19 protein-coding genes are annotated in these 21,590 nt (G+C 70.8%); 18 read left to right on the top strand and 1 reads right to left on the bottom strand.

What is annotated here, in order from left to right; all coding sequences use genetic code 11:
- The first annotated feature begins 102 nt into the window (after positions 1-102).
- The 14 genes from AC0KXF_RS12695 (at position 103) to AC0KXF_RS12760 (ending at position 15,870) form a co-directional block, all read left to right on the top strand.
- Positions 103-1,554, top strand: coding sequence for an aldehyde dehydrogenase family protein (locus AC0KXF_RS12695; RefSeq protein WP_473109525.1), 1,452 nt, complete (start codon positions 103-105; stop codon positions 1,552-1,554).
- A 210-nt stretch (positions 1,555-1,764) separates the two neighbouring features.
- Positions 1,765-3,714, top strand: coding sequence for a 3D-(3,5/4)-trihydroxycyclohexane-1,2-dione acylhydrolase (decyclizing) (iolD, locus tag AC0KXF_RS12700; protein WP_473109526.1), 1,950 nt, complete (start codon positions 1,765-1,767; stop codon positions 3,712-3,714).
- A complete protein-coding gene (locus AC0KXF_RS12705) occupies positions 3,711-4,502 on the top strand; it encodes an HpcH/HpaI aldolase family protein (protein ID WP_473109527.1) in 792 nt (263 codons plus the stop codon). Before iolD ends, AC0KXF_RS12705 begins: the two co-directional genes overlap by 4 nt.
- Complete coding sequence (locus AC0KXF_RS12710; RefSeq protein ID WP_473109528.1) at positions 4,499-5,464, top strand: NAD(P)-dependent oxidoreductase; 966 nt, start codon at positions 4,499-4,501, stop codon at positions 5,462-5,464. Before AC0KXF_RS12705 ends, AC0KXF_RS12710 begins: the two co-directional genes overlap by 4 nt.
- Before the next feature lie 199 nt (positions 5,465-5,663).
- Positions 5,664-6,680 (top strand): substrate-binding domain-containing protein, encoded by a 1,017-nt coding sequence (locus AC0KXF_RS12715; RefSeq protein WP_473109529.1) that lies wholly within the window; start codon positions 5,664-5,666, stop codon positions 6,678-6,680.
- 20 nt (positions 6,681-6,700) lie between these two features.
- The gene (locus AC0KXF_RS12720; protein WP_473109530.1) at positions 6,701-7,747 is read left to right on the top strand and encodes an ABC transporter permease; all 1,047 of its coding nucleotides are present in this window, start codon (positions 6,701-6,703) and stop codon (positions 7,745-7,747) included.
- Positions 7,744-8,676 carry an ATP-binding cassette domain-containing protein gene (locus AC0KXF_RS12725; protein WP_473109532.1) on the top strand — a complete coding sequence of 311 codons (933 nt, stop codon included), beginning with the start codon at positions 7,744-7,746 and terminating at the stop codon, positions 8,674-8,676. Before AC0KXF_RS12720 ends, AC0KXF_RS12725 begins: the two co-directional genes overlap by 4 nt.
- A 62-nt stretch (positions 8,677-8,738) precedes the next feature.
- On the top strand, positions 8,739-9,539 hold the full coding sequence (locus AC0KXF_RS12730; RefSeq protein WP_473109533.1) for an SDR family NAD(P)-dependent oxidoreductase: 801 nt from the start codon (positions 8,739-8,741) through the stop codon (positions 9,537-9,539).
- A 177-nt stretch (positions 9,540-9,716) separates the two neighbouring features.
- Entirely contained in the window at positions 9,717-10,940 is a 1,224-nt protein-coding gene (locus AC0KXF_RS12735; RefSeq protein ID WP_473109534.1) for a Gfo/Idh/MocA family protein, read from the top strand.
- Between the two features lie 68 nt (positions 10,941-11,008).
- On the top strand, positions 11,009-11,893 hold the full coding sequence (locus tag AC0KXF_RS12740; RefSeq protein ID WP_473109535.1) for a sugar phosphate isomerase/epimerase family protein: 885 nt from the start codon (positions 11,009-11,011) through the stop codon (positions 11,891-11,893).
- Positions 11,890-12,930 (top strand): Gfo/Idh/MocA family protein, encoded by a 1,041-nt coding sequence (locus tag AC0KXF_RS12745; protein WP_473109536.1) that lies wholly within the window; start codon positions 11,890-11,892, stop codon positions 12,928-12,930. Before AC0KXF_RS12740 ends, AC0KXF_RS12745 begins: the two co-directional genes overlap by 4 nt.
- Positions 12,931-12,941: 11 nt before the next feature.
- On the top strand, positions 12,942-13,727 hold the full coding sequence (locus AC0KXF_RS12750) for an SDR family oxidoreductase (RefSeq protein WP_473109537.1): 786 nt from the start codon (positions 12,942-12,944) through the stop codon (positions 13,725-13,727).
- Between the two features lie 47 nt (positions 13,728-13,774).
- Positions 13,775-14,839 (top strand): Gfo/Idh/MocA family protein, encoded by a 1,065-nt coding sequence (locus tag AC0KXF_RS12755; RefSeq protein WP_473109538.1) that lies wholly within the window; start codon positions 13,775-13,777, stop codon positions 14,837-14,839.
- The gene (locus tag AC0KXF_RS12760; protein WP_473109539.1) at positions 14,836-15,870 is read left to right on the top strand and encodes a Gfo/Idh/MocA family protein; all 1,035 of its coding nucleotides are present in this window, start codon (positions 14,836-14,838) and stop codon (positions 15,868-15,870) included. Before AC0KXF_RS12755 ends, AC0KXF_RS12760 begins: the two co-directional genes overlap by 4 nt.
- A 200-nt stretch (positions 15,871-16,070) precedes the next feature.
- Here AC0KXF_RS12760 and AC0KXF_RS12765 read toward each other — a convergent pair whose 3' ends face one another.
- Complete coding sequence (locus tag AC0KXF_RS12765) at positions 16,071-17,477, bottom strand: amidase (protein WP_473109540.1); 1,407 nt, start codon at positions 17,475-17,477, stop codon at positions 16,071-16,073.
- A 264-nt stretch (positions 17,478-17,741) separates the two neighbouring features.
- On the opposite strand from AC0KXF_RS12765, the gene AC0KXF_RS12770 reads away from it, so the two are divergent.
- Genes AC0KXF_RS12770 through AC0KXF_RS12785 form a run of 4 tightly spaced genes read left to right on the top strand, consistent with a single transcriptional unit; the run spans position 17,742 to position 21,554 of the window.
- Positions 17,742-18,905 carry a metal ABC transporter substrate-binding protein gene (locus AC0KXF_RS12770; protein ID WP_473109541.1) on the top strand — a complete coding sequence of 388 codons (1,164 nt, stop codon included), beginning with the start codon at positions 17,742-17,744 and terminating at the stop codon, positions 18,903-18,905.
- Positions 18,902-19,729, top strand: coding sequence for a metal ABC transporter ATP-binding protein (locus AC0KXF_RS12775; RefSeq protein ID WP_473109542.1), 828 nt, complete (start codon positions 18,902-18,904; stop codon positions 19,727-19,729). The genes AC0KXF_RS12770 and AC0KXF_RS12775 overlap by 4 nt, the downstream gene beginning before the upstream one ends.
- A complete protein-coding gene (locus AC0KXF_RS12780; RefSeq protein WP_473109543.1) occupies positions 19,729-20,751 on the top strand; it encodes a metal ABC transporter permease in 1,023 nt (340 codons plus the stop codon). The genes AC0KXF_RS12775 and AC0KXF_RS12780 overlap by 1 nt, the downstream gene beginning before the upstream one ends.
- Positions 20,748-21,554, top strand: coding sequence for a metal ABC transporter permease (locus tag AC0KXF_RS12785; protein ID WP_473109544.1), 807 nt, complete (start codon positions 20,748-20,750; stop codon positions 21,552-21,554). The genes AC0KXF_RS12780 and AC0KXF_RS12785 overlap by 4 nt, the downstream gene beginning before the upstream one ends.
- Positions 21,555-21,590: the final 36 nt, after the last annotated feature.

Here is a 21,590-nt window from a genome sequence, read left to right on the forward strand (position 1 = left end):
GGTCAGGACGTGCGACGGGGGTGCGAGGCCCGCGGGTTGACTCCCGGATCATGATGTGCTTACAATTTGGACCGGTCCAAGTTCGAGGGTGAAAGGGCGGCGATGAGCGCGCAGGCACGTGAATACGGCAGTTTCGGCCTATTGATCGGCGGCGAGTGGCGCGAGGCGGCCGGCGGCGCACGCGCGGAGGTGCGTTCGCCCTATGACGCCCGCACAGTGGGCGAGGTGGCCGTCGCCACCGCGGTCGACGTCGACGCCGCCATCTCGGCCGCCGAACGTGGCGCCGCCGCGTGGCGCCGCACCCCCGCCCACGAGCGCGCAGGGATCCTGAACCGCGCCGCCGACCTCGCCGACGCCCATGCCGAGCAGATCGCAGCCACCATCTCCGCCGAGAACGGCAAGCCGCTCGCCGAAGCGCTCGGCGAGGCGCGCCGATCCGGATCCATCATCCGCCTCTCGGCGCACGAGGGCAGCCAGCTTTACGGCGACAGCCTGCCCCTCGACGCGAACCCGGGTACGGGGCAGGACAAGGTGGGCTTCACGTTGCGCCAGCCTGTCGGGATCGTCGTCGCCATCACCCCGTTCAACTACCCCGCCTTGCTCGTGCTGCACAAGGTCGGCCCGGCCCTGGCCGCCGGCAACGCGGTCATTCTCAAGCCGGCGGCGGCCACCCCGCTCACCGCCCTCGCACTCGCGCAGCTCTTTGTCGAGGCCGGCGTGCCCGAGGGTGTCATCTCGGTGGTGACGGGATCGGGAGGAGTCCTCGGCGATGCGCTGGTGTCGGATCCGCGCGTGCGCAAGATCTCGTTCACCGGCTCGACCGGCGTGGGCGAGCGCATCGCCTCGATCGCCGGTGTGAAGAAGCTCTCGCTCGAGCTCGGCGCCTCGTCACCCACGATCATCCTGCCGGGGGCCGACATCGAGAAGGCCGCGTCGGCCGTGGCGGCCGGCGGGTACGTCAACGCGGGCCAGGTGTGCATCTCGGTGCAGCGGGTGATCGCGCACCGCGACGTCGAGGCCGACTTCCTCGATGCGGTGCTCCCCAAGGTCGCGGCGATCCGTAGCGGCGACCCCTTCGCCGCCGATACGACGCTCGGGCCGCTCATCACCGAGACCGAGGCGCGCCGAGTCGAGCGCAGTCTCGCGCGGGCCGTCGCCGACGGTTCGACTCTGCTCACGGGAGGCGAGCGCGACGGGAGCTTCGTGTCACCCGCGATCGTGACGGGTGTCGACACCCGGCAGGACCTCGCACAGCAGGAGCTCTTCGGGCCGGCCGTCGCGGTCACCGCGGTCGACGACTTCGATGCCGCGATCGAGGCTGCGAACGGCACGCCATACGGTCTCGCCGCCGGCGTGTTCGGCGGCACTCTGACCGAGGGGATCCGCGCGATGCGCGAGATCGACGCCGGCAGCGTGCACCTCGGCTGGACCCCGCTCTGGCGAGCCGACCTCATGCCGTACGGCGGTTTCAAGGCCAGCGGGTACGGCAAGGAGGGCGTGCGGTCGACGATCGAGGAGATGACGGAGGTGAAGACCGTCATCATGCACGGGTAGTCGGTTCGGGATCGCGGCCGACCGGGGAGTTCCGCGAGAAGCTCATCCATCCGCGATCGGCTCTCGTCGCTCCGCTCCGGGAGCCGATCGCTCCCGCCAGGCCCGGCCAAGCTCCTCGCGGAACTCCCCGGCCGGCCGCTCGTCCGTCCGCCGGGTTCACCCGCACATCTCAACAGTCTTCAGAAAAACAGCAGCAAGGGAGCATCTGACATGGTCCAGGGAACATCGGGGGAGACGGTCCGACTCACCGTCGCGCAGGCGATCGTGCGTTACGTCGCCGCCCAGCACTCGGTCGCCGACGGCGAGCGGCGCCGCTTCGTGCCCGCCGCGCTCGGTATCTTCGGGCACGGCAATGTGGCCGGCCTGGGCCAGGCACTCGCGGAGCACGCGGATCGCCTGCCGTTCGTGCAGGGCCGCAACGAGCAGGCGCTCGGACACATGGCCACCGGTTTCGCGAAGGCGTCGAAGCGCCGCCAGACCCTCGCCGTCACGGCATCGATCGGGCCCGGCGCCACGAATCTCGTCACCGCGGCCGCCCTCGCCACAGTGAATCGCATCCCGCTGCTGCTCTTCCCCGGCGACACCTACGCGACCCGTCGCCAGGGGCCGGTGCTGCAGCAGCTCGACCTGCCCGGCACGCCCGACGTCACGGCGAACGATACGTTTCGTCCTGTCGCGCGCTTCTTCGACCGCATCACTCGCCCCGAGCAGCTGCTCACCGCCCTGCCGCAGGCGTTCCGCGTGCTCGCGAACCCCGAGGAGACCGGTGCCGTGGTGGTCGCGCTGCCGCAGGACGTGCAGTCGCACGCCTACGACTTCCCGGTCGAGTTCTTCGAGGAGCGCGACTGGGCGATCCGCCGCCGCGTGCCCGACGCGACCGAGGTGGCGCAGGTGGCCGAGCTCATCCGTCTCGCCGAGCGCCCGCTCGTCATCGCCGGCGGCGGCGTCGTCTACTCCGACGCGCAGCAGACGCTCACCGAGCTCGGCAAGCAGACCCTGCTGCCGATCGCCGAGACCTTCGCCGGCAAGGGCGCAGTCACCGAGGACGGGCCGTGGAGCGTGTTCGGCATCGGCCTCGAGGGATCGCCGACCACCAACCGGCTCGCCGAGCGCGCCGACCTCATCGTGCACATCGGCACCCGCCTCACCGACTTCGCCACCGCCTCGCAGTCGCTGTTCGTGAACCCCGACGTGCGCTTCGCCTCGATCAACGTGGTCGAGCACGACGCCGTGAAGCAGGGTGCCACCGCGGCCATCGCCGACGCCCGCCTCGCGCTCGAGGCGCTCGCCGCAGAGCTCGGAGACTACCGCGTGCCCGCCGAGTGGGCGGCCGAGGCAGAGGCCTCGCGGGCGGAATGGATCCCGGTGCGCGATGCCGCGCTCGATCCCGCGCAACTCTTCCCGAAGGATCAGCACCCCGAGCTGCCAGGCACCGATGCCGTGCTCACCCAGGGCCAGCTCATCGGCCTCATGCAGCAGCACGCGCGGCCCGGCGACACGATCGTGGCGGCGGCGGGCGGCCCTCCCGGCGACCTGCAGAAGGTGTGGGACGCGACGGACGGCCGCCACGCCCACCTCGAGTTCGGTTTCTCATGCATGGGGTACGAGCTGCCCGCGGCGATGGGTGTGCGGGTGGCCGACCCCGATCCCGAGCACCGGGTCACCGCGTTCATCGGCGACGGCACCTTCGTGATGATGCCCACCGAGATCGTCACTGCGGCTCAGGAGGGCATCCCCTTCACCGTCGTCATCTCCGAGAACCACGGCTACCAGGTGATCCGACGCCTGCAGATGTGGCGCACGGGCGAGCACTTCGGCAACGAGTTCCGCTACCGCCAGGGCGAGGGATCCCTGGCCGGCGCCGACGCTGGGCGCCTCGAGGGCGACTATCTGAAGATCGACCTCGCGCAGATCGCCGCCGGTCTCGGCGCCGAGGTGCGCCGGCCCGTCACGGCCGACGAGGTGCGGGCCGCGCTCGACGAAACCCGCGACGTGCGCGGCCCCGTGGTCATCGTGGTGCCGACGATCCCCCACGCCGACCTGCCGTCGTCGGAGGTGTGGTGGGACGTGTCGCCCGCTGAGGTCTGGGAGCGAGTCGACACCTCCGAGAAGCTGGCCGAGTACGGCGAGGGCTTCGCGAGGCAGCGGTGGCACGGGTGAGCGCGGGATCCGGTCCCCTCGCCGCGGGCCGCGCGCTGCGCGAGCGGTTCCTGGCGGGCGAGCCGACGATCGGCACGTTCCTGGGCCTCGGATCGGTGACCGCCGCTGAGGTGTGCGCGGCTGCGGGCCTCGACTGGGTGCTCGTCGATCTTGAGCACGGCGGGGGCGACGAGGACCAGGTGGGCGCGATCGTCGCGGCTGCCGGTGCCTACGGCACCGCCACCCTCGTGCGGGTGGAGCAGCCGGAGCGCATCCGCATCGGGCGCGCGCTCGACGCCGGTGCGGCCGGCATCATGTTCCCGCGCATCTCGAGCGCCGCCGAGGCCGCGGAGGCGCGTCGGCACCAGCTGTACCCGCCGCAGGGCGACCGCGGCGTGGCCAGCTATAACCGTGCCGCGCGCTGGACGCTCGACACCGCGGCCCTCGACCGGGCGAACGAGCAGACGATCGGCATCGTGCAGATCGAGACGCTCGGCGCGGTCGAGCAGCTGGATGAGATCGCGGCGACATCCGGCGCCGACGTGCTGTTCGTGGGGCCGCAGGATCTGAGCTACGCGCTCGGCGTCCCCCGGCGGTTCGATGATCCCGGCTTCCAGCAGGTGCTCGATCGGGTGGTCGAGGCGTGCCGCAGGCACGGCAAGGTCGCCGGCATCCTTGCGAACGACCGCGTGTCGATCGAGCAGTACCGGGAACGCGGCTTCGGATTCCTGGCGATCGGATCGGACGCGACGCTGCTCGCCTCTACCGTGCGCGCGGCGATTCCCGGGGGTCTGGGGGCGGGGCTGTGAGTGCTGCGAGCCCTCCCCGCCATCCTGCGGCCGCGGAGCGGATCGCAGGATCCACCCCCGCGGTCGTCGTCGGCCTCGGCCCGGTCGATCCCGCGCTCGTGCGTCGGTACCTGCCCGAGGACACGATCTTCGTGGCCGAGCCCTCGGCGGGCGATCTCGCGGCGGCCGAGGGGGCGATCGTGCGCGCGGCGTTCGACGTGGATCGGGACCTGCTCGCGCGCATGCCGGCGCTGCGAGTCGTGGCGCGCACGGGCGTGGGAGTGGAGCGCGTCGACGTCGCCGCTGCGGCGGAGCGCGGGATCGCCGTCGCAGTGACGCCGGGCAGCAACAGCCGGGCGGTGGCGGAGGGGGCGTTCGCGATGCTCTGCTCCCTGGTGAAGCGGGTGGGGGAGTCGCACGCCTTCGTCGCCTCGGGGAACTGGGGGAGCGCGCCCGCTCCCGTTCCGGGCGACCTGTTCGCCAAGACCCTCGCGGTGCTCGGCTTCGGGCGGATCGGGCGGATCGTCGCGGGCTTCGGCGTCGCGTTCGGCATGCGAGTGATCGTGCACGATCCGTTCGTGCGGTCGGAGGATTATGAGAACGTCTCGCTCGAAGAGGCGGTGGGGCAGGCCGATGCGGTGACGCTGCACCTGCCCGGTGGTGGCGGGGAGCTGCTGCCGATCGAGCTGCTGCGCACGGCGCGGCCGGGGCTCGTGCTCGTCAACTGCGCACGCGCCGACCTCGTGAGCACGGCGACGCTGCGCGCCGGTCTCGACGAGGGGCTGCTCGCGGGCGTAGGCCTCGACGTGTTCGAGGCGGAGCCTGCGCGGGACCATCCCCTGGCGGACGATCCGCGCGTGCTGCTGAGTCCGCACACCACCGGGCTTTCGGAAGGAGCGATGGCGGCGACCTTCCGCATGGCGGCGGAGGCCGTCGCTGCAGTGTTGTCGGGCGGGGCGCCGGCCCATGAGGTCTCGGCGTGAGGGCCGGGTCGGAGGTGGCTGTCGCGCGGGTCGAAACCCGGCTCGGAGGAATGCTCTGCGGAGTGGGCGAGTTGTTCTCATGGGGTCGTTATCGAACCTTTACTCGAAAAGTCGCCGCACCGCGGGAGTTACGGTACTGTAACAGCAGAGCGTAAGCTTTGTAACGACATTAGTTCAAAAAGCACGATGGAGTGAAACTATGTTGAAGTCACGTATGGGTCGTTGGACCAGATTCGGACTCGCGGGTGCGGCGGCTGCCGGTGCGCTGCTGCTCGCGGCTTGCGGATCCCCCGCGGGCGCAGGCGGCGGAGCGGCTGGCGGCGGTGACGGCGGCTCGGATCTCGAGCCGCTGAAGGTCGCGCTCGTCACCCACGCGGCCCCCGGCGACACCTTCTGGGATACCATCCGCGCCGGTGCGGAGGACGCGGCCGAGAAGAATGCGGTCGAACTGCTCTACAGCTCCGATCCCGACGGCGCCCGCCAGGCGCAGCTCGTGCAGCAGGCGGTCGATCAGGGGGTCGACGGCATCGTGGTCACTCTTGCCAAGGCCGATGCCATGTCGGGCGAGGTGCAGAAGGCCGTCGAGGCCGGCATTCCCGTTTTCAGCATCAACGCCGGTGAGGAGCAGTACAAGGACATGGGCGTGCTCGCCCACTTCGGCCAGAACGAGTTCATCGCCGGTCAGGCCGCCGGCGAGCAGTTCAACGAGGCCGGCCTGCAGCGCGTCGTGTGCGTCATCCAGGAACAGGGCCACGTCGGCCTGGAGTCCCGCTGCGAGGGCCTCGCCGATACCTTCGCCGGCACCTCCGAGGTGCTGTACGTGCAGGGCACCGACATGACCAACGTCGCCTCGACCATCACGTCGAAGCTGCAGACCAACTCCGACGTCGACGGAGTGCTCACCCTGGGAGCTCCGTTCGCGCTCACCGCCCAGGACGCGATCGCCGATGCCGGTTCGAGCGCGGTGCTCGCGACGACCGACCTGAACGGCGACGTATACAACGCGATCAAGGACGGCTCGATCCTCTTCGGCATCGACCAGCAGCCGTTCCTGCAGGGCTACTCCAGCGTGGAGGCCGTACGCCTGTACAAGCAGGGCGGCTACGTGCTCGGCGGCGGACAGGCCGTGCTCACCGGCCCCGCGGTGGTCAACGCCGACAACCTCGAGAGCGTCGCCGCGCAGTTCGAGGGCGGCGACAGCGCCGACGGCGAGTAAGCGGGCGGCGGGATCTCTCGATGTCTACGACAACAGCCCCCAAGGCTGATGAGCGGCTGGCCTCCGGCAACCTGTTCACCAGGTTCTTCACCAAGCCGGAGGCCGGTGCCACCGCCGCGGCACTGGTCCTCGTGATCATGTTCGCGGCGGTCGCGCCGCAGTTCACGAAGCCCGACTCGATCGCCACGATCCTCTACGGCGCCTCGACCGTCGGCATCATGGCCGTCGGCGTCTCGCTGCTCATGATCGGCGGCGAGGTCGACCTGTCTGCCGGCGTCGGCGTGGTCTTCTCCGCGCTCTCGGCCTCTCTCTTCCTCTACTGGTTCGGCGGCAACGTGTGGTTCGGGGTGATCATCGGACTCATCACGTCGCTGCTGCTCGGCTTCATCAACGGCTGGTTGCTCACGAAGACGAAACTCTCCAGCTTCATCATCACGCTGGCGACGTTCTTCATGATCACCGGCCTCAACCTCGGTGTGACCCGGGCGATCACGGGGGGCGTCGCTGCGCCCTCGATCGAGCAGTGGCCGGGCTTCGAGTCGGCCGCCGCGATCTTCGCCTCCGACATCCCTGTCTTCGGCGTCAAGGTCAAGATCACGGTGTTCTACTGGATCCTGCTCGTGATCATCGCGACCTGGATCCTGCAGCGCACGAAGACCGGCAACTGGATCTTCTCGAGCGGCGGTGCACCCGACGCGGCCCGCGCCGTGGGCGTGCCCGTGGTGTGGACCAAGATCGGCCTCTACATGGGTGTGAGCTTCTGCGCCTGGCTGCTCGGCATGCACCAGCTGTTCGCCTTCAAGACGGTGCAGTCCGGCGAGGGCATCGGCAACGAGTTCCTCTACATCATCGCCGCTGTGGTCGGCGGCTGCCTCATGACGGGCGGTTACGGCAGCGCGATCGGCGGCGCGATCGGCGCCCTCATCTACGGCATGGCGCTCAAGGGCGTCGTGTACGCGGAGTGGAACCCCGACTGGCTGAAGTTCTTCCTCGGCGCGATGCTCCTCGGAGCGACCGTGCTCAACTTCACGCTGCAGCGCCGCGCGGGCAAGGGAGGCAAGAAATGAACGCCACCGCAACGGCAGCGCCGCAGACCGGCGCGCCGCTCGTCGAGCTTCGTGACGCGGGCAAGCGCTACGGCAACATCATCGCGCTGCGCGACGTGAGCCTGAAGGTGAGTCCCGGCGAGGTGATGTGCGTGCTCGGCGACAACGGCGCCGGCAAGTCGACGCTCATCAAGATCATCGCCGGCCTGCACCAGAACACCGAGGGCGCCTACCTCGTCGAGGGCGACGAGGTGAAGTTCAACTCGCCCCGCGAGGCGCTCAACCGGGGGATCGCAACGGTCTACCAGGATCTCGCGGTCGCGCCGCTCATGCCGGTGTGGCGTAACTTCTTCCTCGGCTCCGAGGTGACGAAGGGATGGGGGCCGTTCCGGCGCCTCGACGTCGACTTCATGCGGAAGACCGCGAAGAAGGAGCTGCTCGACATGGGGATCGATCTGCGCGACGTGGATCAGCCGATCGGCACCCTCTCGGGTGGCGAGCGCCAGTGCGTCGCCATCGCCCGCGCCGTGTACTTCGGCGCGAAGGTGCTGATCCTCGACGAGCCGACCGCCGCTCTCGGAGTGAAGCAGTCGGGTGTGGTGCTGCGCTACATCATTCAGGCGCGCGACCGGGGCCTGGGTGTGATCTTCATCACGCACAACCCGCACCACGCCTACCCCGTGGGCGACCGCTTCCTGCTGCTGAAGCGCGGTCAAAGCATCGGCTATCACGAGAAGTCGGAGATCTCGCTCGAGGAGCTCACCGGGCTGATGGCGGGCGGTGCCGAGCTCGAGCAGCTGGTGCACGAGCTGCGCCAGGTCGGAACGAACACCGACACCGTGCGCACCATCCGCAACGAGATCGAAGAGGATGCGACAGCCGGTGTCGGCCACGTGCCCGTGACGGAGGCCGTCAACATTCGAGATCTTCCGGAGGCTGAGGGCAAGTAGCCGGCAGTCGCCCATGCGAGAGGCACCGCACCGCTCAGGTGCGGTGCCTCTAAGCTTGACTCATGACGGCAGAGGTGGAGCGAGTCGCGGTAGTCTCGGGCGCGGGTGCCCCTGATGGGATCGGGTTCGCGACGGCGATGCGACTTCTGCGAGCGGGGTACCGCGTGGTCGTGGGGGCCACGAGCGACCGCATTCTCGCCCGTGCGGAAGAGCTGGGGCACGTCGTCGCGGAATCGCGTGGCCGGAATGACGTACCTCTGGTGATCCCCGTCATCGCCGATCTCACCGAGGAGGCGGGAGCCGAACGCCTGGTGGCCGCCGCGATCGACGGCTTCGGACGGCTCGATGTGCTCGTGAACAACGCGGGCATGACCTCGGTTTCCGATCCGCAGGATCCCGCTCCCGCCTCCGAGCTCGACCGGGCAGGTTGGGATCACGCGATCGCCCGGAATCTCACGACGGCCTACCTGGTCTCCCGATGCGCCCTGCCCCATCTCACGGCGGCGGAGCACGGGCGTATCATCACCGTGTCGTCGGTGTCGGGTCCGCTGCTCGCCTACCGCGGCGATGTCGCCTACCACGCGGCGAAGGCCGGGCTCGTCGGGCTCACCCGGTCCCTCGCCGTCGACCTGGCCGCGGAGGGCACCACGGCCAACGCGGTCGCCCCGGGCTGGATCAGGACCGGCTCGGCGACCGAGCACGAGAACCGGATGGGCGATGCGACCCCGATGGGGCGCTCAGGCACGCCCGACGAAGTGGCGGCAGTGATCGAGTTCCTGGCCTCGCCAGGCGCCTCCTACGTCACCGGGCAAGTGCTCGTGGTCGACGGCGGCAACGCCATTCAGGACGAGAAGGGGGCCTGAGTGTCACCTCCGCGGCGTCGCGGCACGGTGTCGGTGTGGTAGGCGACTGCCAGGTCTCAAGGGGCGGGCGTTGACAGGCGCAGCACTATGTCCGTACAATTTGGACCGGTCCATAATAGGGCGCGGGATCGCGATGAAGCACGGTGCGCAGCACCTCGACCGAGAGAGCACACGATCATGCAGACGAACGAAGACGGCACCACCACGATCGGCGTCGGGCTCATCAGCGTCGGCTGGATGGGACAGCTGCACAGCCGGGCCTACGCCAACCTGCGTTACGCCTACCCCGACCTCAAGATCCGCCCCCGTCTCGTGCACGCGGCAGATCCTGCCCCCGCCCGGGCCGAGGAGGCCGTCGAGGTGCTCGGCTACGAGCGGGCCTCCGCCGACTACCGCGACGTACTGAATGATCCCGAGGTCGACGTCGTCTCGATCTGCGCCCCCAACTTCCTGCACGCCGAGATCGGCATCGCGGCGGCGAAAGCGGGCAAGCACTTCTGGATCGAGAAGCCCGTCGGCCGCGGCGAGCACGAGACCCGCGAGGTGGCCGCGGCCGCCACCGAGGCCGGCGTGGTCTCATCGATCGGTTTCAACTACCGGCACGCGCCCGCCGTCGAGTATCTGCGCGAGCTCGTCGCCGAAGGCAGGCTCGGCCGTATCACGAACGTGCGCGGCCAGATGTTCGCCGACTACTCGTCCGACCCGCGCGGCGCACTATCGTGGCGCTTCGTGCGCGACCTCGCGGGTAACGGGGTGCTCGGCGACCTCATGGGGCACCTCGTCGACCTCGTGCAGTACGCGCTCGGCCCGATCCGCGAGGTCAGCGCGCTCACCTCGACCGTCTACACCGAGCGCCCCGAGCTGCCCATGGGCACCGGCACGCACTTCGCCGTCATCGAGGACGGTGAGATGAAGCCCGTCGAGAACGAGGACTACGCCGCAATGCTCGTGCGCCTTTCCGACGACGCCTCGGCCTCGGGCGCGGTCGGCACGCTCGAGGCGTCGCGCGTCGCGGTCGGCCCGCGCGCCAGCTACGGTATCGAGGTCTACGGCACCGAGGGCTCTGCGCACTGGGACTTCGAGCGCATGAACGAGCTGCACCTCTCGGGCGGGCTCGGCGCCGAGAACCAGGGCTACACGCGCGTCATGGCCCGCCCCGGCATGGGCGACTTCGGCCGTTTCCAGCCCGGTGCGGGTACCTCGATGGGCTACGACGACCTCAAGGTGATCGAGGCGAAGAAGTTCCTGCAGGCCGTGCTCGGCCGCGAGGCGCTGAACTCGAACATCCAGGACGCGCTATCGGCGGCCCAGGTCGTCACCGCCGCAGAGCGCTCGGCTGAGTCGCGCGCCTGGGAGCAGAGCGCCCCCGTTGCCGGCACGACCGCTTCCAAGCGGGCCTGATCCGCCCGAGTCCGCCCCGATAGACCGGAAAACGGGAGCACTCGCACCTCCCAGACGAAGGAGCCACAATGAACGCACGCATCGCCTCCGCCCCCATCAGCTGGGGTGTCATCGAGGTTCCCGACTGGGGGGTGCAGCTCGACCGCGGGCGGGTGCTCTCGGAGATGGTGGGCCTCGGAATCGCGGCCACCGAGTTCGGACCCGAGGGTTTTCTGCCCGACGCGCCGGCCGAGCGAGCCGCGGCGCTCGCCGAGGCCGGCCTGCAGGCAGTCGGCGGGTTCTTCCCGGTGGTGCTGCACAGGACTGCCGAACCCGGTGCCGACGAGGACCCACTGCCTGCGATCGAGCGCGAACTCGAGGCCTATGCGGCGGCCGGCGCCGGCACCATGGTGCTGTCGGCAGTGACCGGCGAGGAGGGCTACGACGGTGCGGCCGAGCTGAGCGACACGGAGTGGGCCGCCCTGCTCGCGAACCTCGACCGAGCGCTCGATGCCGCGGCCGCGGTGGGGGTGGTGGCCACGCTGCACCCGCACCTCGGCACGGTCGTGGAGACGCCCGAGGCGGTCGCGCGCGTGATCGAGGGATCGCGCATCGGGCTCTGCCTCGACACCGGCCACTACACGCTGGGTGGCGGCGACCCCGTCGACCTCGTGATGCGGTACGCCGACCGCATCGTGCACGCCCACCTCAAGGACGTGAGTCTCGAGGTCGCTGCCCGCGTGCGCGCCGGCGAGATCGACTATCGCGAGGGCGTGCGGCAGGGCATGTACCAGGCGCTCGGAGCCGGGGACGCCCGCATCGGCGAGATTCTGACCGCTCTGCGACGCGCGGGTTACGACGGCTGGTACGTGCTCGAGCAGGACACCGTGGTGGAGAACGACGACGACGCGGCGCGCGCACTCGACAACGCGCGCCGCAGCGTCGAGTTCATCCGCCAGGCGGTGGCGGCATGAGCGCCGCGGCCGTCGATGCACCGTTGAGGATCGGACTGCTGGGCGCCTCGCGCATCGCCGAACTCGCGGTCACCGACGCGAGCCGCGAGACCGGCGACGTGCGGGCCGCGGTGGCGGCGAGGGATCCCGAGCGCGCCCGCGCCTACGCCGCGGAGCACGGCTACGACGGCATCCGCGAGAGTTATGAGGCGCTCGTCGACGACGACTCGCTCGACCTGATCTACATCGGCCTGCCGAATGGCCTGCACGCCGAGTGGACTGCGAAGGCGCTCGAGGCGGGGCGCTCGGTGCTGGTCGAGAAGCCCTTCGCGGCGAACCTGGCCGAGTTCGACGCCGTCGCCGCCCGCATGGACGGCGCCGCGGGGTGGGCCTGGGAGGCGTTCCACTACGCCGACCATCCCGCGGTACAGCGCCTGCTCGACGTCGTGCGCTCCGGAGAAATCGGGGAGATCCGCGAGGTGGACGTGCACATGGATATGCCGGCCCCCGCTCCGAGCGACCCCCGCTGGAGTTTCGACCTCGCCGGCGGCGCGCTGATGGACCTGGGCTGCTACGCGCTGCACGGGCTGTTGCTGCTCGGCGACGCCGTCGGGGCGAGCCTGGAGCTGATCTCGGCCGAGGCGGATCCGTGGACCGGCGACGAGCGCGTGGACGCGACCGTGCGTGCCCGGCTCGCGCTCGGGGATGCGCCCGTAGCGATGCATGCGAGCATGGGCGATCCGTGGGACTTCAGCTTGCGCGTTGTGGGCAGTCTGGGCGAGGTGCTGCTGCCGAACTACGTGAAGCCGCAGGAGGACGACCGCCTGATGGTGCGCACGACGACGGGGGCGGGTGCCGTGGAACGCGTGGAGCGCGTCGGCTCGGTCTCGTCGTACGAATACCAGCTGCGCAGGATCCGCGAGGCGGTGCGGCGCGACGACCGCTCGCGCGAGGGGCTCGACCGCTCGCGGCGCACGATGGCACTGATCGACGAGGTGTACACGGCGAGCGGTCTACCGCTCCGGCCCGGGCGCCTCGCGCAGAATGACGAGCAGTGAAGGAGCGCGACATGCAGCAGCTGATGGAGGGCAGGGTCTTGCTCGTGACCGGCGGAACGCAGGGCCTCGGCCTCGCGATCGCAGAGGCCGCGGCGCGGGAGGGCGCCGAGGGGATCGCGATCGTGGGGCGCAGCGCTGAGAAGGCCGAGCGAGCCGTTGAGCGCCTGCGCGGCCACGGCGCCGAGGTGCTCGCGCTCGTGGCCGACATGGCCGTTCCGGGCGAGGCCGAGCGAGCGGTCGCCGAGACGGTCGAGCGCTTCGGCCGCGTCGACAGTCTCGTGAACGCCGCGGGCGCGACGAGCCGCGGCACCCTGCTCGACACGACGCGCGAGCTGCTCGACGAGCACCTCGCTGTGAACCTCGTGGCGCCGTTCATGACGATGCAGGCCGCTGTGCGCGACATGCGGCGCCGCCGCGCTCCCGGCACGATCCTGAACATCATCTCGATGTCCATGCACGGCGGCCAGCCCTACCTCGCACCGTACGTGGCCTCGAAGGCGGGCCTCGCGGGGCTCACGAAGAACGCCGCCTTCGCGCACCGCTTCGACCGGATCCGCATCAACGGCCTCAACATCGGCTGGACGGCCACCCCCGGCGAGCACGCGACCCAGCAGACGTTCCACGACGCCGATGCCGACTGGCTCTCGCGGGCTGAGGCGGCGCAGCCCATGGGCAAGCTGGGGCAGCCCGACGAGATCGCCGACGCGGTCGTCTTCCTGCTGAGCGAGCGCAGCGGTGTGGTCACGGGATCGATCATCGATTGGGATCAGAACGTGCCCGGGGCATACGACCAGTAGTCACTCGGCCATCGAGAGCAGATTTGTGAGACCGTGAGGAGCATCGCATGAGGATCGGCATCATCGGCACCGGGGTCATGGGCGCCTTCCATGCACAATTGCTGCATGGAGAAGTCTCGGGGGCGACGGTGACCGCGGTCGCGGATCCGGATCCCGAGCGCGCCGGCGCCGCGGCGGCCGCCGTCGGCGCGATCGCGCTGAGCGACCCCCGGGAGCTCATCGCCCACCCCGAGGTCGACGCGGTGCTCATCGCCTCGCCCGACTTCCTGCACGCCGAGCAGACGCTCGCCTGTATCGCCGCGGGCAAGCCGACGCTCTGCGAGAAACCGCTCTCGTACTCGGTCGAGGAGGCGGATCGGGTCCTCGTCGCGCACCGCGCCGCGGTGGGCGACGGGATCCCCCTCGTGCACCAGGGCTTCATGCGTCGCTTCGATCCCGGCTACGTCGAGCAGAAGCGCGTCGTCGCCTCGGGTGCGCACGGCCGCCCCGTGATGGTGCACTCGATCGGCCGCGGCGTCGCGTCCGGACCCGGTGCCACCGACGAGACCGTCATCTTCAACTCGGCGATCCACGACCTCGACCTCGTGCCGTGGCTGCTCGACTCGCCCGTCACCGAGGTGAGCTGGCATGCTCCGGAGGCCCCCAGCGGCACGGGCGGCGGGCTGCGGGATCCCTTCCTGATCCTCCTCCGCACCGCCGACGGGGCCCTCTCGACCGTCGAGGTGTTCCTCAACGCGCGCTACGGATACGATATGCGCTGCGAGGTGGTCTGCGAGACGGGAGCGGTCTCGATCACCGAGCCGCACCGGGTCGCGATGGCGACCGGGCTCACGAGCCGCACCGGCATCCCGGAGGACTTCCGCCCGCGCTTCGCGGAGGCCTACCGCCTCGAACTGCAGGAGTGGGTGACGGCGCTGCGCGAGGGGCGCGCGCCGGCGCTCGCGAGCGTCGAAGACGGTGCGGCGGCGACCCGCGTGGCCGCGGCGGCGGTGGCGTCGATGCGGGCGGGCGGGGCATTCGTCGCGGTCGCGGGCGCAGGCTCGGCCGGTGCCTCGGGGCTGGCTGCGGGATCGGGATCAGCCGCAGGTGCGGGATCGGGGGAGCCCCGATGAGTGAGCGGATCCTGCCCCTCCCCGACGTCCCCGACCCGAGGTCAGGCCCCTCGCTGCGCTGGGCGATCCTCGGCACCGGGTGGATCGCCGCCCGCTTCGTCGAGGCACTGCAGGCTTCGACGAACCAGCGGATCGTCGCCGTCGGGTCGCGCACGCGGGCCCGCGCTGAAGCGTTCGCCGCTGAGCACGGCATCGAATCGGCCTACGGCTCCTACGAGGAGCTCGTCGCGGCCGACGCCGACGTGGTCTACGTGGCGACCGGTCACCTCGACCACTTCGGGCACGCGCGACTCGCGCTCGAGGCAGGCCGGCCCGTGCTGATCGAGAAGCCCCTGACGCCGACCGTCGCCGAGGCCCGGGAGCTCGTTGAACTCGCCCGAGCGAAGGGGCTGTTCGCCATGGAAGCCGTGTGGTCGCTTGCGCTGCCCCGCTACTCGGTCGTGCGACAGGTGGTCGACAGCGGCATGCTCGGCGAGATCGTCGAGGTCTCGGCGAACCTCGGCGAGCGTCTCGTCGACCATCACCGCGCCATGGACCCCGCGCAGGGCGGCGGCGCCATGAACGACATCGGCACCTACGTCATGATGTTCGCCAACGAGGTGCTGCCCGGCCTGCGGGTCACGGTCGCGCACGGCATGCGGCACGCGGTGCCGGGGATCGCGGGGCCGGGTGCGATCGGGCAGTTCCACGCACTGCTCGCGGACGAGCGGGATCGGCTGGCCACCGTGAGCGCCTCGATGATGGCGGACACCCCGACCGCCGCCTACATCGCCGGCACCGAGGCGACGCTCGAGCTGGAGGCGCCCTTCTACCAGCCGGGGCCGGTCGTCGTGCGCTTCCACGACGGCGAGGAGCTGCGCTACGACGAACCCGCGCTCGCGCACACCCAGCTGTTCTGGGAGGCGCTCGAGGTTGCCCGCTGCATCTCCGAGGGGCTCACGGAGTCGCCGCTGCGCCCGCTCGGGCAGACGCTCGCCACGCTCTCGCTCATGGAGCAGGCGCGCGAGTTGATGGGCGACCCGGCCGCCTGAGTCCCTCTGCTCCTCAGTCGCTCACGGGGTCTTCTTGAGGTCCTGCTTCGGCTCGCCTCCCTGCTCGAGATACGGGTATCGCATGCTGGGCCGCGATCAGAGTTGCGAAATCCGTATCTCGGTGGGGGTAGGCGCGGAGTTCCTGTGGGTTTGCGGGCCTGCGGCGCGCCGGGCTCGGGAGCGGATCCTCGCCCCGCCCCTCACCCCCGCGTGAGCTGCGCCGCGAGCTGCAGCAGCAGCGGTTCCGACCCCGGCCGTCCGATCAACTGGGCGCCCATCGGCAGCGGTCCGCCGCCCGAGGGGTTCGGCACCTCGATCATGGGCACCGCGATCGCGGGCAGCCCGGAGACGTTCACCATCGACGTGAAGGGCGTCCACTCGCACTGGGCGCGGTAGTCCGCGGCCGCGTCGAGGTCCATGAACGCGCCGATGTGCGGCGGCAGGGTCGCCAGCCCCGGGGTGAGCACGACGTCGTAGCGGCCCCACTCGGCGCGCAGCCCGGCGGCGATGCCCTGCAGCTCCTCGGCCGCTCGGAGGTGCGCCTCGCGCGGCGTCGCGATCGCTCGTTCGCGATGGGTGCGTGTGAAGGGGGTGAGGCGTGCCTCGGCCTCGGGCGTCAGGTCGAGGAGCGACAGCCCCGCCATCCAGCAGCTCGTGAAGACCTCGGTGTAGCGCGGGTCGTACGCGATCCTCGCCTCTTCGACGTGATGCCCGCGGGCGGCGAGACCGGCCGCGGCTGCTTCGTAGGCGGCCAGCGCCTCGGGGGAGAGCGGTGTGGGGTGCGCGGCCTCGAACGGCGACGCCGTGCTCATGCCGATGCGAAGCCCCGTCACCGCATCGGCCTCGTGCACGGCGACGAGGGCGGGTCGCGGCGATCCGGTCATCGCGTCGAACAGCAGCGCGGCGTCCTCGGCCGTGCGCGCCAGCGGGCCGCTGACCGCGAGCCTGGGGGCTCCGAAGTCGTCGGTGCGTCCTCCGATCACGTCGGTGGGAACCGTTCCGAGGCCGGGCTTCAGGCCGATGAGGCCGCAGGCGAGCGCCGGGATGCGGATCGACCCGCCCCCGTCGCTCCCCGGAGCGACCGGCAGCAGCCCCGCGGCGACCGCGGCTGCGCTGCCGCCCGACGACCCTCCCGGCGTGCGCTTGGGATCGAGCGGGTTGCGCGCGGGCGGCGCGACCAGGTTCTCCGAGTAGGAGTTGAGGCCGAACTCGGGCACCTGCGTCTTGCCCAGCGAGATCGTGCCGGCGGCGCGCAGTACCGCGACGCCGGGGTGGTCGTGCTCGGCGATCGCGTGTGGCAGGGCAGCGGTGCCGCGTGTGGTCGGCGCGCCGGCGACCTCCACGAGATCCTTGTGGGCGATCGGCAGGCCGTGCAGCGCGGGCAGAGCGCCTGGTCTGCTGCGCTGCTCGGGCGGAAGCGCTGCGAGACGCGCGTCGGCCCCGGCGGCCTCGGCGAGGGCCTGATCCACGGTCACGGTGACGAAGGCCCCGAGATCGGAGCGCTCCGCGATCCTGCTCAGGAAGTGCTCTGCGGTCTCGCGCGCCGAGATCTCGCCGGAGCGCAACGCCGCGTGCAGTTCGACGGCGGTCAGAGTGGATTCGCTCATGCCTCGACTCTACGTGCGGCGCTACCGCCCCGCACCCGCACCGCTCGCACCCGCCCGCACCCGCCCGCACCCGCTCGCGTTCGCGTTGTCCTACGATGCGGAGTCTCAAACTGCTGGTATCGACTGTGGAGTAGTAGCAGTTTGGGACTCCGCGACGGCGGGGCGGAGCAGGGGGCGGAGCAGGAAGGGGAAGCGGCGGCTCTTGTTGCGAATGGTTCTCATGGTCGGTATGCTGAGATTCGTTCTCATCTAGAAAGCTCACTCATGTCACGAACCTCCTGCTCACGCCATCCGCTCCGCCTCGCCGCGCTGGGGGGCGCCGCGCTCGCCGCGGTGCTCGCCCTGACCTCCTGCGGTGCAGGGGGAGCAGGATCCGGCGACGCCTCCGACGAGCTCAAGGTCGTGGCGACCACCACGCAGCTCACGGACTTCGCCGCGCAGGTCGGCGGCGATGATATACAGCTCACCGGTCTGCTCGCTCCCGGCGGCTCGGCGCACCACTTCGACCCGTCTCCCGCCGACCTGCTCGCTCTGGGCGAGGCCGACGTGCTCATCGTCAACGGCGTCGGCCTCGAGACCTTCGTCGACAGCGCGATCGAGGCCTCCGGCTTCGACGGGGAGGTCATCACCGCGGCCGACGGGCTCGATCCCGAGATGCTGCGCGAGGTGACCGCGGAGGGCGGCGGCGCCGAGGAGCACGATCATGCGCACGAGGGGGAGGCGGCGGATCACGCCGATGCGGAGCATGCCCACGACGGGCATGCTCACGAGGCCGAGGCTGAAGCCCACGACGAGCACGCCGAGGAGGAGCACGACCACGACCACGGCGATGTGAACCCGCACATCTGGACATCGCCCAGCAACGCCGAGGGCATGGTCTCGATGATCGCGGGCGACCTCGCGCGCATCGATCCCGATCATGCCGACGATTACACCGAGCGCGCCGACGCCTACGTCGCGCAGCTGCAGGATCTCGACGCCTGGGTCGCCGCGCAGTTCGAGAATGTGCCCGCCGAGCAGCGCGTGCTCGTGAGCGGCCACGACTCGCTGCGCTACTACCTGCACGACTACGGCATCGCGTTCGCCGGGTCGATCCTGCCGAGCTTCGAGGACAACGCCGAGCCGAGCGCCGCCGAGATGGACGCTCTGGTCGCGTCTATCAAGGAGCGCGGGGTGAAGGCCGTCTTCGTGGAATCGTCGATGAGCCCCAAGCTCGCGCAGACGATCGCCAAGGAAGCGGGGGTCGAGGTGGTCGACGCGGAGGCGCTGTACGCGGATTCGCTTGGCGCCCCGGACTCCGCGGAGGGTGCGGTCGACGACGGCATCAGCCCCGACACCTACATCGGCGCGACCGTGCACAACACGCGGGTGATCCTCGAGGCGTGGGGTGTCGAGCCCGAACCGCTTCCCGCTAGTCTGCAAGAGTGACCGCGCGCTCCGTCCCTGACGCCTTGCACCCCGAGACCGCCGTCGAGCCTGCGCTCGTCCTCGACGGCGCGGCGTTCGGTTATGCCGGCGAGACGCGCGTCGAGCGCCTGAGTCTCGTGGTGCCCGCCGGATCGGCGGTGGCCCTCATCGGGCCCAACGGCTCGGGCAAGTCGACGCTGCTGCGCGGAGTGCTCGGCCTCGCGGAGCTGACCGCGGGCGGGGTGCGCGTGCTCGGCACCTCTCCGGATCGGGCGCGGCGCAGCATCGGCACGCTGCCGCAGGCGGACACTCGCGACACGGCGCTGCCGGTGAGCCTGCGTCAGGTGGTGACGATGGGGCTGTATCGCTCGCGGGGCCCCCTGCGACCGATCGGTCGCGACGGACGCGCGGCGGTGACCGATGCCCTCGAGCGCGTGGGACTCGCGACGCTCGCCGGGCGCAGGTTCGGCGAGCTCTCGGGCGGGCAGCAGCAGCGCGGGATCCTCGCGCGCGCACTGGTGTCGGATCCGCGCCTTATGCTGCTCGACGAGCCCTTCAACGGCCTCGATCGCGAGAACCGCGACAAGCTGCTCGATCTCGTGCGCGAGCTGCGCGAGGAGGGCCGCACGGTGATCGTCTCGACCCACGACCTCGAGATCGCGCAGCAGGCGTGCACGCATGTGCTGCTGCTCGCGAGCGGCCACACCCCTTCCCAGCCGGGGCACCCCGCGGCGTTCGGGCCGCTCGGCGAGGCGCTCACGCTCGACGCCGTGCAGCACGCCTTCCAGGACACGACGGTCGAGCTCGACCAGCACACCGTGACGACGACCCGGGAGACCGAGTAGTGCTCGCCGCGTTCGCGGGCGTGCTCGCCGGCGCCGGATTCTCCCCCCTCGCCCAGACGCTGATCGGAGCGGGCCCGCTCGTCGCCGCCTCCCCCCTCGAGATCTTCGCGCTGCCGTTCATGTGGCGCGCGCTCGTGACCGTCGCGATCCTCGCGGTCGCCGCGGGAGTGGTGGGGCTCTTCATCAGCTTCCGCGAGATGGAGTTCGTGAGCGACGGTCTGGTCCACGCTGTATTTCCGGGGCTGGTGGTGGGGTCGGCGATCGGCGGCACTGCTGGCCTGCTGCCCGGGGCGGTCGTGGCCGCGGTGCTCGCGGCCGTGCTGTTCACGGTGATCGAGCGGCGCGGGATCGGCGCCGACGCCGCGATCGCGGTGGTGCTGACCGGCCTGTTCAGCCTGGGCGTCGTGCTCGTGTCGCGGCAGGAGAGCTACGTGTCGCAGCTGCAGGAGCTGCTCTTCGGGCGCCTGCTCACGGTGACGTCCACCCAGCTCTGGCAGATCCTGGTCGTCGCCGTCGCGGCGATCCTGATCGTGCTCGGCACGCGCCGGGCGCAGCTCTTCCGCGCCTTCGATCCGGCCGGTTTCGAGGCTGCTGGGTTCCGCACCCTCCGCACCGACCTCGCCCTGGGCATCGCCGTAGCGCTGCTCACCGTCGCGGGCGTGCAGGCGCTCGGCGTGCTCATGGTGGTGGCGCTGCTGACGGTGCCGATGGCGGCCGCGCGGCTCGTGACGCGCGGATTCGCACTGCTGGTGCCGATCGCGATCCTGCTGCCGCTGGCGGCGGGGATCGCGGGGTTGTGGCTGTCGTTCGAGTGGTCGGTCGAGGCCGGGGCGAAGGTGTCGCCCGGCGCCGTGGTCGTGCTGCTGCTCGTCGCGGCGTATCTGCTCGCGGCGCTGCTGCGGATGACGGTTCTTCGGAGCAGGCCCGTCATTCGGAGCGGATCGCCGGAATCGCTCCGAGATACGGGTGAGCTGCGAAGTTCGGGACGCCGCGTCGACGCCGCAGAGGGGGCCGACTCGTGACCTACTTCGCGCTCGCGGCCCTCGAACTCGTGCTGCTCGGTCTGCTCTCGGGGCTTGCCGGCACGCTCATCGTGCTGCGGCGGCGCTCGTTCTTCGCGGTCGCGCTGAGCCACGCGACCTTCCCCGGCGGCGTGATCTTCGCGGTGCTCGGCTGGAACCTGCTGCTCGGCCAGGCTGTGTTCGCGCTGCTGCTCGTGCTCGTGATGACGCTGCTCGCTCGCATCCCCGGGCAGGGCAGACAGGTGGCGAGCGGTGTGGTGCTCTCGCTCGGCTTCGCGCTGGGGACGCTGCTGGCCAGCCTCAACTCCGGCCTCGGGGTGCCGGTCGAGGCACTGCTCGTGGGGTCGCCGCTCGGGGTGTCCCCCGGAGACGTGCTCACCACCGCGATCGTGCTCATCGTCACCGCGGCGGTGCTCGCGGTGATGCGGCGTCGGATCCTGTTCCACACCTTCGACCCCGTCGGATTCGCCGCGGCGGGCTTCCGCACGTGGCCGGTCGAGCTCGTGGTCTCGGGTGCGGTCGCGGCCGCGGTCGTGGCGGCGATGCCCGCGGTGGGGGCGATCCTGGGCGTCGCGGTGCTGATCGGGCCCGCAGCCGCGGCGCGCGCGCTGACGTCGCGCATCGAGTGGATTCCGCCGATCGCGGCGCTGCTCGGGGTGGCCGGCGGCCTCGTCGGGCTCTGGGCGTCTCGGGAGTTCGGGATCGCGGCGGGCGGATCCGTCGGGCTCGTCATGACGGCGATCTTCGTCGTGTCCCTCGCGATCCGTGCGATCGCGCCGAGGCAGGTTCTGAAGTCCGCGTGAGCGGCGATGCCGCCGCGGGCCGAACTTCGCTACGGT

The sequence above is a fragment of the Leucobacter holotrichiae genome, assembly GCF_055791005.1.